Genomic DNA, 14,805 nt, shown 5'->3' with positions numbered 1-14,805 from the left:
AGGGGCCGGGCACGCTATTTCGCATCGATGCGGTAGTGCTCTTCATCCTGCCAGGTGACAGTGCCCAGCAGCTCCTGGCGCCAGCTCCCCGGGTCCCTCTCCGTCCACTTCTTCAGTTCACCTGTCACCGGGATGTACTGGAAGAAGCCGTCGCACGAGGGATGCTCCAGGTCACCTGAGTTGGAAAAGAACGCGACAATCGACAGGGGAACCTTCATCCCGCCTGCTTCGACGACCCACCCGTGGACCCGGCCCATGGAGACAATCATCCGGAGGTCCCCATCCGAGAGATGCCCCTCGTAGGGATGGTTGTGCAGGGCGAAGACGTACTTGAGGCTCCCTGCGGGAAACCGTGCGTCGTCGACGGTCTCTGGCAGCAGGCAGCTCCTCCGGCGGTCCAGGTCGTCTTGCGCCGACTGGTCCGTCAGCATGCTCATCTCATACCTGCCAGCCGGCGTGTAATACAGCCAGGCGCAGTACTCCTTCGAGACGCGCCAGCGGACATCGAAATCCTGGAGGCCCTGACGGCCCGCGGTCGCGTGGGGCTTGGACAGAATCACGGGGCACGCGGCGATCAACGCGTCGGAGAAGCTGTCGAACGGGCCAAAGCCAGGCATCGGACCTGGGAGGCGGGTCAGTCTCTCGCCGGGCCTGCCCCGGACCACCCCTGGAGTGGGCTGGGGTGCGGAACAGGACATGCTCACGACCACCCCTGACACCCGCAGGACCCGCAGACACACGGACATGCGCCGAGCGTAGCCCGTCCCAGCTAGGCTCGCGCGCCATGCCGGCCTCCCTGCTCGAAGTGTTCCTGGACCACGCCCGTCACGCACCCGCGCGCCCGCTGCTCTCCTTCGAGGGCGCTTCCTACACGCGCGGGCAGCTGGCGGAGCGAGTCACCGCGTTCGCGCGCGGGCTCAAGGCCCGGGGGCTCGCGCCCGGTGAGCGCGTGGCCCTCTTCCTGGAGAACAGCGATGCGTTCGTCGTCACGTGGCTGGGCGTCCAGGCCGCGGGCTGCGTCGCCGTGCTCGTCAACACCGCGTACCGCCAGGTGGAGCTGGCCCACATCCTCTCCGACGCGGAGGTGCAGGTCTGCGTCACCGGCACCTCCGGCGCGGCCGAGCTCGCGCCCCTTCGCGACTCGCTCCCCGCCCTGCGGTGGCTCATCACCGTGGAGCCGCCGCCCCCGGACCTCCCCGCGTCCCTCCCCACCGTGGCCTTCGACACCCTGCTCGAACAGGGCGCCGCCTCCACCGTGGCCCTGCCGCTCCCTCGCGCGGAGGACCTCGCCGTCCTGGGCTACACGTCCGGCACCACCGGCCGCTCCAAGGGCGCCATGCTCCAGCACCGCCAGCTGCTCGCCAACGTGCGCGCCGTCACCGAGGCGTGGCGCTGGACCGACGCGGATCGCCTCCTCCTCACCCTGCCCCTCTTCCACACCCACGGCCTCATGGTGGGCCTGCACGGCACGCTCTTCACCGGCGCCAGCGTGGACCTGCGCCGCCGCTTCGTCGCCTCCGAAGCGCTCACCGCCCTCCACGACGACCCCTCCCTCACCCTCTTCTTCGGCGTGCCCACCATGTACGGCCGCCTGCTGGAGGAGTCCCGCCGCGCCGGCCTCACCCCGCGCGCGCTGCGCCTGTGGGTCTCCGGATCCGCTCCGCTGAGCCCCCAGCTGTGCCTGGACATCGAGGCGCGCTTCGGCGCCCGCATCCTGGAGCGCTACGGGATGACCGAGACGCTGATGAACACCACCCAGCCCTACGACGGCGAGCGCCGCCCCGGCACCGTGGGAATGCCCTTCCCCGGCCAGGAGGCCCGCGTCGTGGACGTGCGCTCCCGCCAGCCCCTGCCCCGCGGCGAGACGGGCGAAATCGAGGTGCGCGGGCCCCACGTCTTCACCGGCTACTGGCGCCGCCCCGACGCCACCACCGAAGCCTTCGACCCCGAAGGCTGGTTCCGCACCGGCGACCTGGGCGAGTACGACGCCGACGGCTTCCTGCGCATCACCGGCCGCGCCCGCGAGCTCATCATCAGCGGCGGCTTCAACATCTACCCCCGGGAAGTCGAAGAGGTCCTCACCGCCCACCCCGCCGTCGCCGAAGCGGCCGTGCTGGGCCTGCCCGACGCGGACTTCGGTGAACAGGTCGTCGCCGTCGTGGTCCCCGCGCCCGGCGCCCCCACCGACGCCCAGGCCCTGGTGGACTGGTGCCGCGAACGCCTGGCCGCCTTCAAGAAGCCCCGCCGCGTCGTCTTCACCGACGCCCTGCCCCGCAATGCCCTGGGCAAGGTCCAGAAGCATGTCCTCAAGGAGCGCTTGTCCGCTTCGTAGAACACACGCGCCGCCACCCGCTCAACAAAACCCACATCGTCCCCTGGCCGAAGTGGCGCGCGGACCTACCTTCTGGCGGCAAGAGACTTGGGAGCCCCGTGTGAAGTGTCACCCCGTCCGCATCCTGAACGACGCGCCCCCTGCCTCCTGGCAGGACGGGAAGGCGTGCGTCGTGCGCACCGCGGAGGTGGGGACGGAATGAAGCGGCTGCTCATCGTCGACGACGAGCTCGCCATCGTGGAGGCGCTCCAGGACATCCTGTCGCTGGAGGGCTACGACATCATCACCGCGTACAACGGGGACGAGGGCCTCCAGCGGCTCCTGGCCTCGAAGCCGGACCTCGTGCTGTTGGACTTGATGATGCCGGTGATGGATGGCGGCGAGCTGCTGCGCCGCATCCGCGCCCACCCGGACCTGCGCGACCTGCCCGTGGTGGTGATGAGCGCGGGCCGCCTCACCGAGGAAGAGCGCCGCGCCAGCTCGCACTTCCTCGCCAAGCCCTTCGAGCTGGACGACCTGCTCGGCACCCTCGCGAAGCAGCTGCCCCCTGACGGGCCCCGCGCCTGAGGCCCGCCCTCAGCCCGGCGTCGCGCGGAAGAGGATGTCCCGGTAGTACTGCAGCTCGCTGATGCTGGAGCGCAGGTCCGCGAGCGCGGTGTGGCCGCTGGGCGGCTTGCGCGGCTCCACCAGCGCCGGATACCAGGCGCGCACCAGGACCTTGAGGCTCGTCACATCCACCATGCGGTAATGCAGGTAGCGGTCCAGCAGGGGCATGTGGCTGATGAGGAAGCGCCGGTCCGTGTGGATGGAGTTGCCCGCGAGGATGCCCTCGCCCAGCTCGCAGTGGTCCGCGATGAAGGACGTCACGTCGCGCTCCGCCACGCGCAGGGACACGTTGGACGCGCGCACCTTCTCCAGCAGGCCGTTCTTCGTGTGCATGTCGCGCACGACGGGCTCCATGCGCTGGAGCATCGCCTCCGGCTGCCAGATGACGCGCTCGAACTCCGCGATGGGGCGCAGGTCCGGGCCGGTGATGATGACGCCCACCTCGATGATGCCGCAGGACTCGGGGTCCAGGCCGGTCATCTCCAGGTCGAGCCACACAAGGCGGGTGTCACGGGAATGCATGTCCGAAGAATCCTGGTCGCGAAGAGAGGAGAGGCCCCTATAGCAGCCCCGGGCCCCGGAGCACTCACTCCGTGGACGAATCGTCCCGCCGCGTCCGCACGTCCACCTTGGATTCGAGCGTGCGGTGCACCGGGCACAGCTCCGCGATGTGCAGCAGCCGCGCGCGCTGCTCCTCCGTCAGGGGCCCCTCCAGCCGGACGAGCCGCTCCAGCCGCTCCACCCGCCCCACCCGCGACTCGCACTCCGCGCCATCCTTCGCGTGCACCTGGTCGTGGGACAGCCGCACCCGCACCCGCGTGAGGGGCCAACCCTGACGGTCCGCGTACATCCGCACCGTCATGGACGTGCACGCCCCCAGCGCCGCCTCCAGCAGTCCGTACGGCGTGGGCCCCGAGTCCTGCCCGCCCAGCGCCAGCGGCTCGTCCGCGCGCAGCCAGTGCGGCCCCACGCGGATGTCCTGGGCCAGCCCGCCCTCGGACGCCTCGCGCACCTCCACCTGTCCCTCCGGCAGCGGCTCCTCGCGCTCGCGCACCCGCGCCACGTGCCGCGCGGCCCACGGGCCCAGCACGTCCGCCGCGAAGGCCGCGTCCTCCTTGCGCGCGAGGAAGTGGTCCGCCCCGTCCAGCATCACCAGGCTCGCGGGCCGGCGGGCGCACGTCACCAGCCGGCGCGCGTTGTCCAACCCCACGTAGCGGTCCTCCGGCGCGTGCATCACCAGCAGCGCGCCCGGGAACGCGCCCAGCGCCTTCGCCACCGCCGCCCCGTCGATGGCGGCGACGAAGCCGCGCTGGAGCCTGAGCCGGCCGGGCTCCAGGCGCAGCGAGCCCTCCCCCGCGGCGCGCTCGCGCGGGGACAGCAGGGCGAGCACGTCCTTCGCGCCCGCGGGGGCGTTCACCAGCGCCACGGCCGCCACGTCCGGCAGCCGGGGCAGCGCCGCCGCCACCGCCGTGCCTCCCAGGCTGTGGCCCACCAGCAGCCGGGGCGCCGGCGCGTGCGCGCCGAGCCAGGCGCACGCGGCCACCACCGTGTCCACGCTGGGCGTCGTGTCCGGGTGCCCCCGCGCGCGGGCGCTCTCGGGCACCTCCGTGAAGTCCAGCCGCAGCACCGCGAAGCCTCGCGACACCAGCGCGCGCGCCAGGCGCTCCGGCCCGGGCGAGTGGCCCAGGCACGCGAAGCACGACACCAGCACGGCGCTGGCCGCGGGAGCGCCGGGGGGCAGCTCCAGCCGCCCCTCGCCCCCGGGGAGCGCGACCTCGCGGGCCGGCATCCTAGAAGTCCACCAGCGCCTCGGCGGTCCACACCCCGTCCGGCCCCTGACGCACGGACACCTGGGTGAGCGCCGCGCCCGTCACCGCCACGTTGGCGCCGTGGCGCGCGGCCCCGGCGCGCTCCCCGAAGCCGTGGCCGAAGAGGTTCAGCCCGTCCAGGCGCACCCCGAAGCTCTGGAAGCGCAGGCGCCGTCCGGCCATCGCGCCCACCACGGCGCGCAGCCAGTCCGCCAGCAGCGTGTCGTGGTCCACCGACTGGCAGGACACCTCCAGCTCCTCGTGGATCTCCACCGAGGCGGGGTCCGTCACCAGCGCGGAGAGCGCCAGCGCCGCCATCTCGAAGGCCTGCTCCATGGAGCGGCCCACGCCCCGCACCCCGAGCAGCTCCTCGCGCGTGAAGTGCTCCCAGTGCGCCCGGGGCCTGCGGTCTTCCGCATGCACTGACTCAACGTCCATGGGTCCTCTCCTGTGTCCTGCCGTTCGTGCGCCCCGCTGCCCCGGGGGCGCGCTAGAACCACCACCCGCCGCCCACGTCGGGCGCCACGCCCAGGGCCCGCGCGGGCACGCCCTCCCGGGCGCGCGTGAGCCAGCGCCGCAGCTCGTCCTGGGTCAGCGCGGGGAAGGTCTCGTAGGCCTCGGAGACCTCCCGCAGCGAGGGCGACAGCGTGAGCGCGTGCACCGCGTCCGCCCGGCTCCGGCTCAGCTCCAGCGCCCGCGGCGTCGCCACGCCCACCGCCACGATGCGCTGGCGGGCGTCCTGCGTCTTGAGCGCCAGGAGCGCCGCGGCCGCCGTGGCGCCCGTCACCATCCCGTCGTCCACCAGCAGCACCACGCGCCCGCGCACCTGGGGCGTGGGGCCGCCGCGGAGCTGCCGGGCCTGCTGCTCCACGTCCTCCGCCTCCGCGTCCACGAAGCGCTGGAGCGCGTCCGACGACAGCTGGGCCTGGCGCGCGGCCTGGGGGTCCACGTAGCGCCCGCCCCCTTCCGCCACCGCGCCCAGCGTGGCCCGCTGCCCGGGGACGCGCACCCGGCGCGCCAGCCACAGGTCCAGCGGGGCCTCCAGCGCCCGAGCCACCTCCAGCGCCACGCGCAGCCCCCCGCGCGCCAGCCCCAGCACGCACACGTCCCCGGAGCGGTAGGGCGCCAACACCCCCGCGAGCTTCTGCCCGGCCTCCGCCCTGTCCCGGAAACGCATCGCCAGCCTCCCTCCCCCGGAAGGTGGTCGTCCCCTCGGGATGTGGCGGCGAAGACGCGGACAGCGGCTCCCCTGGCGGGATGCCCGGGAGGCCAGGGCACCGTGAGCGCGTCCCGGGCTAGGGTGGGGCCCCATGACGGAACCCGCCCTCGTCGTCGGCAGTGCCAGTCCCCACCTCGGCCGCGCGCTCGCCCAGGCGTTCGGCACCGCCCCGGTGGAGGTGAAGCTGGAGCGCTTCCCGGATGGAGAACTGCACATCGAAGTGCCCCCGGAGGCCATCCGGGGCCGCCGCGTCGTCGTCCTCCAGACCTCCACGCCGCCCGTGGGGGAGCACCTGCTGGAGCTGCTGCTGCTCGCGGACGCGTGCTGGCGGGCGGGCGCGGCGTCGCTGGAGGCGGTGATTCCCTACGTGGGCTACGCGCGGCAGGACCGGCGGGCCCGCGCGGGCGAACCCCTGGGCGGCCGGCTGGTGGCCGACCTGCTGTCCCATGGCCGCTTCGAGCGCGTGTTCACCGTGGACCTGCACAACCCGGCGCTGGAGGGCTGCTTCGGCGCCCCGCTGGAGCACCTGTCCGCGCTGCCGCTGCTGGCGGAGGCCCTGCGCCCCTACGTCTCCGACACCTCCGTGGTGGTGGCGCCGGACCTGGGCGCGGTGAAGCGCGCGGAGGCGCTGGCGAAGCTGCTCGGCCGCCCGTGGGCCGTGGTGCACAAGGCGCGGCTGAGCGGCAACGACGTGGAGACGCTGGGCCTGCTGGGCCAGGTGCGCGGCATGCGCCCCATCCTGGTGGACGACATGGTGTCCACCGGCGGCACGCTGGCGGCGGCGGCGAAGGAGCTCAAGGGCGAGGGCTGCGCGGACGACTTCATCCTCGCCACCACGCACGCCCTGCTGGTGGGCCCCGCGCTGGAGCGCCTGCGCGGCGTGCCCGTCCAGCGGCTGGTCAGCACGGACAGCGTGGAGCCCCGACAGGGCCTGCCCTTTCCCCACCAGGTGGTGACGCTGGCCCCGCTGCTCTTGCGCGCACTCCGGCCCGACGCGCGTTAGGCTGTCCGGCCATGTCCGACACGCTTCTGACGCAGCTCGACGCGGGGGTCTTCTCCGTCACCTTCAACCGGCCGGAGAAGAAGAACGCCTTCACCCACGCCATGTACGAGGCCGCCACCGCGGCCCTCCTGGAGGCGGACCGCCGCGACGACATCCGGGTGGTGCTCCTGTCTGGCGCGGGCGGGGCGTTCACGGCGGGCAACGACATTGGCGACTTCCTGGAGCACCCGCCCGCGGGCGAGGACAGCGCGGTGTTCCAGTACCTGCGCACCCTGTCCGGCATGGCCAAGCCCGTGCTCGCCGCGGTGGAGGGCGCGGCGGTGGGCATCGGCACCACGATGCTGCTGCACTGTGACTACGTGGTGGCCGGGGAGAAGGCGCGCTTCAGCATGCCCTTCGTCAACCTGGGCCTGTGCGCGGAGGGCGCCAGCAGCCTGCTGTTGCCGCGCATGGCGGGCTTCGCGCTGGCGTCGGAGCTGCTGCTGTTCGGAGACCCGTTCGACGCCGCCACCGCGCTGCGCGCCGGCATCATCAACAAGGCCGTCCCGGAGGCGCAGCTGAAGGAGTTCGCCACCGAGCGCGCCCGCGCCCTGGCGCAGCGTCCGGCCGAAGCGCTGAAGGTGACCAAGCGCCTCATCCGCGGCCCCCTGCGGGAGCAGGTGGAGGCCACCCTCAAGCACGAAGGCGCCGAGTTCATCCAGCGCCTGCACTCGGACGAGGCGAAGGAAGCCTTCATGTCCTTCATGTCGCGCGGCCGGAAGTAGCCCTCCGCCCCCGTCGCCGAAGTCCCTCCACCGGGCCCGCGGGATGTCTCGCGGGCCCGGTGCCGTTTTCAGCGCCCTAGCGGGGCGCGGGCAGCGCCTGGGGGGCCTTCGCGCCGCCGCCCGTGAGGAACGCCCCGATGCTCGCGCCCTGGGCCTGCTTCAGCGCGATGCACTGGTCCACGACCTCCAGCACCTGCCGGAGCACGCGCTCGGAGCCGGGCACCTTGCTGGCGCGCGGCTCGAAGAAGGCGGCCACCTCCTGGCGCTTGGCCGCGTCGCAGTAGCCGGCGCCCATGAACGCCAGCCGGGCGCCCATGCCCTCCGGCATCAGGCCCGACTTGCCGTCGGGGCCCACCAGCGTGTCGTAGTGCGCCTTCACGAAGTCGACAGCGGTGTCGCGGGTGGCCGGGTTGCGCGACGCCCCGAAGAGCAGCCACAGGTTCTCACGCGCGTCCTGACCCGGGTCCAGCAGCAGGTCCAGGTTCGCCGTCACGAGCTTCGGGTCGGTGACGTGGGACAGGCCGCCCAGCAGCTGCTGGCGATGGTAGCGGTCCTTCTCCGCGCGCAGCGCCCCCAGCAGCTTCGCCTGGAAGGCCGCGTCCCCGTGCTCCATGGCGATGGAGAGCACCACGGTCACCACGTCCGGGGACACCGCCTTGCGGTCCTTCAGCCACTGGTCCGCCAGGGTGCGCGCCTCGGCGACGAGCTTCGGGTCGTCGCCCTCGTTGCCGGCCAGCTCCAGCAGGCGCGGCCGCAGCAGGCGCAGGTCCTCGCTCTCCCCGGCCTTCGGCTTGAAGCCCAGCTTGCGCGCGCGCGGGCCGAAGGTGTCCCGGATGTAGCGGGAGCGCGCCGGGTCCTGGGCCTCCGTGAGCAGCCGCCGCGACACGAGGTCCAGCAGGTCCAGGCCGGCCTCCAGCACCTGCCGGTCCGGGTCCTCCGCCACGCCCGTGAGCAGCGGCAGGGCCTCCGTCGCGGGCAGCAGGCCCGCCTGCGCCAGGGCCAGTGAGTCCCCCAGCAGCACCACGCGCTCCGCGCGCGACAGCTTCGACAGGCCCGCCTTCATCAGCTTCTTGCGCGTCTCATCCGACAGCCGCACGCGGTAGTAGCCCGCGCCCTCCGCGTTGGGGAACACCCACGCCGGGCACCCCTTCGCCCCGCTCAGCGCGACCTCCGCCTTCTCCTCCGTCATCAGCGTGCACGCGGTGGCGTTCTTGCCGGCCGCGTCCGGGTACTTCACGCACACCGGCACCTTCCACAGCTGCGCGCCAGGGGACTGGGAGCCCAGGCGCAGGTAGCGCTGCTGGGTGAGGGCCACGCGCGGCGCGCCGCCGTCGCACGTCAGGGCGGCGGTGATGAAGGGCGCGCCCGTCTGGTCCAGGAAGCTGTTCATCACCTGGGCCACGTCCTTGCCGGACTCGGCGGACAGCGCGTCCAGGAAGTCCTTCGCGGTGGCGTTCTTGCCCGCGTGCGCGCGCAGGTAGCGCTGGATGCCCTTCTGGAAGACGTCCTGGCCCAGCCACGTCTCCGTCATCGCCAGCACGGCGCTGCCCTTGCCGTAGGTGATGCCGTCGAAGGCGTTCTGGATGTCACCGGAGTCGTGGATGGGCTGGCGGATGAAGCGCGCGGACACCAGGCTGTCCGAGTCCAGCGCGCCGTTGCGCTCCTGCACGCGCTCCACCGGCGCGTCCCACGTGGGCTGCCACGACTCCACGATGCGCGGGGTCATCCACGAGGCGAAGGACTCGTTGAGCCACAGGTCGTCCCACCACGCCATGGTGACCAGGTCGCCGAACCACTGGTGCGCCAGCTCGTGCACCTGCACGTCGGCGAACGCGCGCTGCCGGAGCACGGTGTCCTCTTCCGGCTTCGACAGGATGAGGCGCGAGTTGAACGTCACCAGGCCCGGGTTCTCCATGGCCCCGCCCAGCAGCGGCACCGCGAGCACGTCCAGCTTCTCGAACGCGTACGGGATGCCGAAGTAGTGCTCCAGGCGCTCCAGGATTTCGGGCGTCACCTTCGCGGCCCAGGCGCCCTCGCTGGCGCGGCCCCGCGGCGTGATGATGCGCGTCTTCACGTGCTTCTGCCCCGCGTCGCGCGCGGGCAGGAAGTCGAAGGGGCCCACGCCGAAGGCCACCAGGTAGCTGGGCAGCGGCTGCGTGGGGGCGAAGCGGTGGATGTGCCAGCCGTCCGCGCCCTTCTCCTCCGCCAGCTGCGGCGTGTTGGTGACGGCCACGTTGCCATCCGGCACGTGGAAGGTGAGCTGGAAGGGGACCTTGAAGCCGGGCTCGTCGAAGGACGGGAAGGCGCGGCGGGCGCCCAGCGCCTCGAACTGGGTGTAGACGTACCAGTCGCCGTCCTCGTTGACGCGGAAGGCGCCGGACACCTCGCGCTCGGAGGCGGTGCCCGTGTACGCGATGCGCAGCTTCGCGCCGCCCACGGCCAGGGGCTTGTCCAGCGACAGGCCCAGGAAGTCCTCGCCCGCGGAGGACGGCCTCACCGCCCGCGTGACGCCGGCCTGTTCGACGGTGGCCTCCTTCACGATGAGGTCCTTGCCGTGCAGCCAGATGACGCTCGTCACCTTCGCCACGTCCAGCGTGATGTCGACGGTGCCTTCGAAGGCCGCGACCTTCGGATCCATCTTCAACACGAGGGAGTAGTTCGTGGGACGCACGTCGCCGGGCAGCCGCAGCTCCGGCGGCGTGGGCGCGGCGGGCGCGGCGGCGACAGGGGGCGTTTCCGCAGCACCGGGAGCGGGGGCGTTGCCCTGACGGGCACCACATGCCGCGAGGAAGGTAACGGTGGCCAGCGCCACCGGACGGAGCAGGTTGGGCATGGCCGCGCAGTGTGGACCAGAGCAGCCGGGCAAGGTAGCGACCCGCATGCGATGCGTGGCCTTGCTGTCAGGTCGTGTTCGCGATGGAGTGCGCCGCCGTGTCCGCCCCCCTCTCCTCGCATCCGTCCCCACCGCAAACCAACACCCCTCCCGAGGGAAGGAAGCCGCCAGAGCACCTGCGCCGCATCATCGGTTCGCCGCCAGGTCCCCTCGTGTCATTCCTGACGCGCGGCGTCTGGGCGCTGCTCACGGCGATGTCGCCCCGCGCGCGGGACGCGCTGGCGCGCTTCGTGGGCAACCTGGCGTACACGCTGGGCATCCGCCGCCGGGTGGCGCTGGACAACCTGGCGCACGCGCTGCCGGAGAAGAGCGAGCAGGAGCGCCGCGACATCGCGCGCGGCGCGTACATCACCATGGCGCGCGTGGTGGTGGAGTCCCTTCCGTCCGGAGACCGGATGACGCCGGACTGGGACCAGCAGGGCATCGAAGGCGAGGAGGCGTGGGCCGCGCTCAAGGCGCACGTGGCCACGGGCAAGGGCGCGCTGCTGGTGACGGCGCACTTCGGCAACTGGGAGCTGGTGGGCCAGATGCTGATCCGCTGGGGCGTGCCGCTCAACGCGCTGGTGCGTCCGCTGAAGGGCGCGCTGAACACGCGCATCGCGGTGAACCGGCTGGGCGCGGGCGCGGGGCTCATCTACCCGAAGGGCGCCATCCAGGAGATCACCGACGCGGTGAACCGGGGCGAGTCCGCGTACATGCTGCTGGACCAGGCGCTGCCGGCGAAGTCCGCGGTGTTCGTGCCCTTCTTCGGCAGGCCCGCCTCCACGACGCCCGCGATGGCGGTGGCCGCCGAGCGCACGGGCGTGCCGGTGTTCGTGGTGATGGGCGTGCGTCCGCCCGGCCCGGGCGCCCGCTTCAAGCTGGAGATGGAGGGCCCCATCCTCCCCCCCGCGCCCGGCGAGTGCGCGGACCCCATCACCGAGCACACCGCGCGCGTGACGGCGGCGCTCGAGCGCGCCATCCGCCGGCACCCGGAGCAGTGGCTGTGGCTGCACCGCCGCTGGAAGGTGCAGCCTCCGGCGCCCGGCCTCACCGAGGGCCCGGCGCCGAAGGAGCGCGCTACTCCACCACCACGCGGCGCAGGTGCGCGCCCAGGCGGGTGAGCAGCTCGTAGTGGAGGGTCTGGGCCCAGCCGGCCAGGGACTCGGCGGACACGGACTCCTCGCCGTCGCGGCCCAGGAGCGTGGCCGTCACCGGGCGCTCGTCGGACGCGGCGCGCGTCACGTCCACCATCAGGTGGTTCATCATCACGCGGCCCAGCACCGCGCACCGCCGCCCGTTCACCAGCACGTGCGCCTTGCCGGACGCGAGCCGCGGATAGCCGTCGTAGTAGCCCACCGGCAGCACCGCGAGGCGCGTGGGCTCCGGGCAGCGGTACGTGCAGCCGTAGCCCACGTAGCTCCCCGCGGGCAGCCACTTCACCACCTGGCTCCGGCACCGCCATGACAGCACCGGCTTGAGCACCGGCAGCTCGCCCAGCACCAGCCGCGCGGACAGCCGCGTCTCCGGAGAGGGCCACAGGCCATACAGCGAGATGCCCACCCGCGCCGCCTCGTAGCGCGCCCGGGGCAGCACCAGCGCCGCGGCGCTCGCGGAGATGTGGCGCTGCAGCGGCTTCGCGGGCTTCAGCTGCGCGTCCAGGTGCTTGAGCGCCGTCTCGAACGCGTCCAGCTGCGCGAGCGCGTACCCCTGCTCCGTCACGTCCTCCGTGTTGGCGAAGTGGCTGAGCACGCCCACCGGCTCGAACACGTCCGGCGCGTCCGCGAGGAACGCCGTCTCCCTGGGCAGCTGATCCAACGTGAAGCCCTCGCGGCCCAGGCCCGTGTCCACGTGCACGTGCACGCGCAGGGGGCGCGGGAGCCTCGCGGCGCGAAGGCCCGGCACCGCGTCCGCCCAGGAGCGGTCCGCCACCACCACGTCGATGCCCTCGCGCGCCAGCACGACGGCCTCCTCCGGCGACACGGCGCCCAGCACCAGCACCTGCCGCGCCGGCAGCCCATGGGCCGCCTCGTGCGCGCGCACCTGGAGCGCGTCCTGGGGCGCGATGAAGTAGAGGACGTCCACGCCCGCGTGCACCAGGGGCAGCACCTGCGCGAGCCCGTGGCCATAGGCGTTGCCCTTGAGCACCACGCCCAGCGCCCGGGGCACCGGGCCGGATGACTCCAGCGCGCGGAACGCCGCCACGTTGTGCTGGAGGTGGGACGCGCTCACCTCCAACCACGAGGAGTGCACCGCGTCCCCAGGCCCGCCACCGACTTGCTCCACGTTCACACCTCCGCGCCTTCCTGCGTCCATCCGCCTCTACCAGCAAAGCGTGGGCCATGGGCGGCCGTGGCTGGAGAGCCACAGTGGGCCGTTCGCCGCTCGGGCGGACGAGGTGGAGGCCGGGCGCCCCGCACGGCCAGGGGGGCGTGCGCGGGTGGACACGCGCGGGCCGGAGCGTATCCCGGGGGACACCTGACAGGTGGGAGCACGGCCGCGACGTGAAGGGTGACACGGCGGCGCGACAGGGGCCGGTGCTAGTGTCCTTCCTCGTGGCCGCCCCGGATCTGCCCCTAGCCCAGGCCTTCATGACCGCCCGAGGAGGAGCGGAGCCGGCAGGCGCCCTCTCCATCCTCCAGGAGCGGCTGGCCACGGCCCTGGAGACAGCGCGTCAATCGTGGCCCGGCGTGGCGCTGGAGGGCCCGCGCTTCGCGGCGCACCTGGCGCGGCTGGTGCCCGCGGACGGCAACGAGGAGACGTGGGGGCGGCTGCACATGACGGACGTCTACCTGGCGCGCGCGGCGGCGGACGGGCTGCCCGCGGCGCTGGCGACGTTCGAGCAGCGGCTGATGCCGGAGGTGGACGCGGCGGTGGCGCGCCTGAAGCTGCCGCCGGCCGGGCTGGACGAGGTCCGTCAGGCGCTGCGGCAGCGGATGCTGGTGGGCAGCGCGGAGGCCCCGGCGCGGCTGGCGGCGTACCCGGGCACGGGTCCGCTGGCGGGCTGGGTGCGCGCGGCGGCGCTGTGGCTGGCGCTGGACTGGCAGCGGCAGCGCTCGGGGCAGGCCCAGTCGGAGGACGGCGACCTGTCCATGCTGGTGGCGCCGGGGGATGACCCGGAGCTGGCGTACCTCAAGCAGACGTACCGCGCGGAGTTCACCGCGTCCTTCCAGGCGGCGCTGGCGGCCCTGTCCGCGCGGCAGCGCAACTTCCTGCGGCTGAAGTACCTGGACGGGCTGGGCATCGACCAGCTGGGCGCGCTCTACGGCGTGCACCGCTCCACGGCGGCGCGGTGGGTGGTGGGCGCGCAGGAGGAGCTGCTGGAGGGCACGCGGCAGCGGCTGACGGAGCGGCTGCGGCTGACGCGCTCACAGCTGGACAGCGTGCTGCGGCTCATCTCCAGTCAGTTGGACGTGAGCCTGAGCCGGCTTTTGCGCACGCATTCCGAGTAACGCGGCGCGCGAGGCCCCGTCCGCCCGCGAGGAGCCCGAGAATCCCGGCAGGGCATTCGCGGACAGTGCGTTAAAGAGTGGGGAGATGCGAACGCTCTTCATCGGGGATGTGCACGGCTGTTCCAGCGAGCTGGATGCGCTCCTGAAGGCGTGTGGCTGGACGCCCGCGGACCGGGTGGTGCTGGTGGGCGACCTGGTGGCGAAGGGGCCGGACTCGGCGGGCGTGGTGCGCCGCGCGCGCGAACACGGCTTCCTGGCGGTGAAGGGCAACCACGACGCGCACGTGCTGCGCTGGCACGCGGGCCGGGCCGCCAAGGGCAAGAAGCTCAAGCCGGAGCACCGGCAGGTGATGGACACGCTGACGGCGGAGGACTGGGCCTATCTGGAGACGCTGCCCGCCTACGCGCACTTCCCGGACCTGAAGGTGCTCGCGGTGCACGCGGGGCTGGTGCCAGGGGTGCCGCTGGCGGAGCAGCGGGAGGAGTTCCTGCTCAACCTGCGCAGCATCTCCGCGGATGGGACGCCGTCGAAGCGGCTGGAGGCAGGCGAGCCCTGGGGCAGCCTGTGGAAGGGCCCCGAGCTGGTCATCTTCGGCCACGACGCCATGCGCGGCCTGCAAAGGCATCCCTTCGCGGTGGGCCTGGACTCCGGCTGCGTCTACGGCGGCAAGCTCACCGCGTACGTGCTGCCGGAAGGGAAGTTCTACTCCGTGCCGGCAGCCCGCGCGTACATGGCGCTGTGAGCGGCGC

General features: G+C 73.0%; 14 protein-coding genes. 7 read left to right on the top strand and 7 right to left on the bottom strand.

Annotated features, from left to right (window positions below):
- Positions 1-14: 14 nt before the first annotated feature.
- A complete protein-coding gene (locus GTY96_RS14645; protein WP_143903494.1) occupies positions 15-617 on the bottom strand; it encodes a hypothetical protein in 603 nt (200 codons plus the stop codon).
- 167 nt (positions 618-784) lie between these two features.
- Between GTY96_RS14645 and GTY96_RS14640 the strand changes: the two genes are divergently transcribed.
- Both GTY96_RS14640 and GTY96_RS14635 read left to right on the top strand, forming a co-directional pair.
- Positions 785-2,332, top strand: a complete 1,548-nt coding sequence (locus tag GTY96_RS14640) for a class I adenylate-forming enzyme family protein (protein WP_143903492.1) — start codon at positions 785-787, stop codon at positions 2,330-2,332.
- 198 nt (positions 2,333-2,530) lie between these two features.
- Positions 2,531-2,899, top strand: a complete 369-nt coding sequence (locus GTY96_RS14635; RefSeq protein ID WP_143903490.1) for a response regulator — start codon at positions 2,531-2,533, stop codon at positions 2,897-2,899.
- Positions 2,900-2,908: 9 nt separating this feature from the next.
- Here the strand turns inward: GTY96_RS14635 and orn are convergent, their stop codons facing one another.
- From orn to GTY96_RS14615, 4 genes are all read right to left on the bottom strand, one after another.
- On the bottom strand, positions 2,909-3,460 hold the full coding sequence (gene orn / locus GTY96_RS14630) for an oligoribonuclease (protein ID WP_143903488.1): 552 nt from the start codon (positions 3,458-3,460) through the stop codon (positions 2,909-2,911).
- Positions 3,461-3,524: 64 nt separating this feature from the next.
- Entirely contained in the window at positions 3,525-4,727 is a 1,203-nt protein-coding gene (locus GTY96_RS14625; protein WP_161665048.1) for a bifunctional alpha/beta hydrolase/OsmC family protein, read from the bottom strand.
- A 1-nt stretch (position 4,728) separates the two neighbouring features.
- Complete coding sequence (locus GTY96_RS14620; RefSeq protein WP_143903486.1) at positions 4,729-5,184, bottom strand: archease; 456 nt, start codon at positions 5,182-5,184, stop codon at positions 4,729-4,731.
- A gap of 52 nt (positions 5,185-5,236) precedes the next feature.
- Positions 5,237-5,923 (bottom strand): phosphoribosyltransferase, encoded by a 687-nt coding sequence (locus GTY96_RS14615; RefSeq protein WP_161665047.1) that lies wholly within the window; start codon positions 5,921-5,923, stop codon positions 5,237-5,239.
- A gap of 133 nt (positions 5,924-6,056) precedes the next feature.
- Here GTY96_RS14615 and GTY96_RS14610 point away from each other — a divergent pair, with 133 nt between their 5' ends.
- Positions 6,057-6,968, top strand: a complete 912-nt coding sequence (locus tag GTY96_RS14610) for a ribose-phosphate diphosphokinase (protein ID WP_143903482.1) — start codon at positions 6,057-6,059, stop codon at positions 6,966-6,968.
- Positions 6,969-6,979: 11 nt separating this feature from the next.
- Positions 6,980-7,732, top strand: coding sequence for an enoyl-CoA hydratase (locus tag GTY96_RS14605; protein ID WP_143903480.1), 753 nt, complete (start codon positions 6,980-6,982; stop codon positions 7,730-7,732).
- A 76-nt stretch (positions 7,733-7,808) separates the two neighbouring features.
- Here the strand turns inward: GTY96_RS14605 and GTY96_RS14600 are convergent, their stop codons facing one another.
- Positions 7,809-10,565: a M1 family metallopeptidase gene (locus GTY96_RS14600; RefSeq protein ID WP_143903478.1), complete on the bottom strand. Its 2,757-nt coding sequence runs from the start codon at positions 10,563-10,565 to the stop codon at positions 7,809-7,811.
- 98 nt (positions 10,566-10,663) lie between these two features.
- Here GTY96_RS14600 and GTY96_RS14595 point away from each other — a divergent pair, with 98 nt between their 5' ends.
- Complete coding sequence (locus tag GTY96_RS14595; protein ID WP_407926977.1) at positions 10,664-11,728, top strand: lysophospholipid acyltransferase family protein; 1,065 nt, start codon at positions 10,664-10,666, stop codon at positions 11,726-11,728.
- On the opposite strand, the gene alr is transcribed toward GTY96_RS14595, so the two are convergent.
- Complete coding sequence (alr, locus tag GTY96_RS14590; protein ID WP_143903476.1) at positions 11,685-12,920, bottom strand: alanine racemase; 1,236 nt, start codon at positions 12,918-12,920, stop codon at positions 11,685-11,687. The two genes, GTY96_RS14595 and alr, sit on opposite strands and share 44 nt — an antisense overlap.
- Before the next feature lie 188 nt (positions 12,921-13,108).
- Between alr and GTY96_RS14585 the strand changes: the two genes are divergently transcribed.
- Both GTY96_RS14585 and GTY96_RS14580 read left to right on the top strand, forming a co-directional pair.
- Positions 13,109-14,056, top strand: coding sequence for a sigma-70 family RNA polymerase sigma factor (locus GTY96_RS14585; RefSeq protein WP_255442349.1), 948 nt, complete (start codon positions 13,109-13,111; stop codon positions 14,054-14,056).
- 85 nt (positions 14,057-14,141) lie between these two features.
- The gene (locus GTY96_RS14580; protein WP_161665046.1) at positions 14,142-14,798 is read left to right on the top strand and encodes a metallophosphoesterase; all 657 of its coding nucleotides are present in this window, start codon (positions 14,142-14,144) and stop codon (positions 14,796-14,798) included.
- The last annotated feature ends 7 nt before the right edge of the window (positions 14,799-14,805 follow it).

Origin of the sequence: Corallococcus silvisoli, from assembly GCF_009909145.1 — a bacterium.
Lineage (GTDB): Bacteria > Myxococcota > Myxococcia > Myxococcales > Myxococcaceae > Corallococcus > Corallococcus silvisoli.
This window is presented reverse-complemented; position numbering and strand designations above follow the sequence as displayed.

What these genes read in the sequence shown, in the direction of transcription:
- GTY96_RS14645 (WP_143903494.1), bottom strand. Translation starts at nt 617, where the DNA reads ATGCCTGGCTTTGGCCCGTTCGACAGCTTCTCCGACGCGTTGATCGCC.
- GTY96_RS14640 (WP_143903492.1), top strand. Translation starts at nt 785, where the DNA reads ATGCCGGCCTCCCTGCTCGAAGTGTTCCTGGACCACGCCCGTCACGCA.
- GTY96_RS14635 (WP_143903490.1), top strand. Translation starts at nt 2,531, where the DNA reads ATGAAGCGGCTGCTCATCGTCGACGACGAGCTCGCCATCGTGGAGGCG.
- orn (WP_143903488.1), bottom strand. Translation starts at nt 3,460, where the DNA reads ATGCATTCCCGTGACACCCGCCTTGTGTGGCTCGACCTGGAGATGACC.
- GTY96_RS14625 (WP_161665048.1), bottom strand. Translation starts at nt 4,727, where the DNA reads ATGCCGGCCCGCGAGGTCGCGCTCCCCGGGGGCGAGGGGCGGCTGGAG.
- GTY96_RS14620 (WP_143903486.1), bottom strand. Translation starts at nt 5,184, where the DNA reads ATGGACGTTGAGTCAGTGCATGCGGAAGACCGCAGGCCCCGGGCGCAC.
- GTY96_RS14615 (WP_161665047.1), bottom strand. Translation starts at nt 5,923, where the DNA reads ATGCGTTTCCGGGACAGGGCGGAGGCCGGGCAGAAGCTCGCGGGGGTG.
- GTY96_RS14610 (WP_143903482.1), top strand. Translation starts at nt 6,057, where the DNA reads ATGACGGAACCCGCCCTCGTCGTCGGCAGTGCCAGTCCCCACCTCGGC.
- GTY96_RS14605 (WP_143903480.1), top strand. Translation starts at nt 6,980, where the DNA reads ATGTCCGACACGCTTCTGACGCAGCTCGACGCGGGGGTCTTCTCCGTC.
- GTY96_RS14600 (WP_143903478.1), bottom strand. Translation starts at nt 10,565, where the DNA reads ATGCCCAACCTGCTCCGTCCGGTGGCGCTGGCCACCGTTACCTTCCTC.
- alr (WP_143903476.1), bottom strand. Translation starts at nt 12,920, where the DNA reads ATGGACGCAGGAAGGCGCGGAGGTGTGAACGTGGAGCAAGTCGGTGGC.
- GTY96_RS14580 (WP_161665046.1), top strand. Translation starts at nt 14,142, where the DNA reads ATGCGAACGCTCTTCATCGGGGATGTGCACGGCTGTTCCAGCGAGCTG.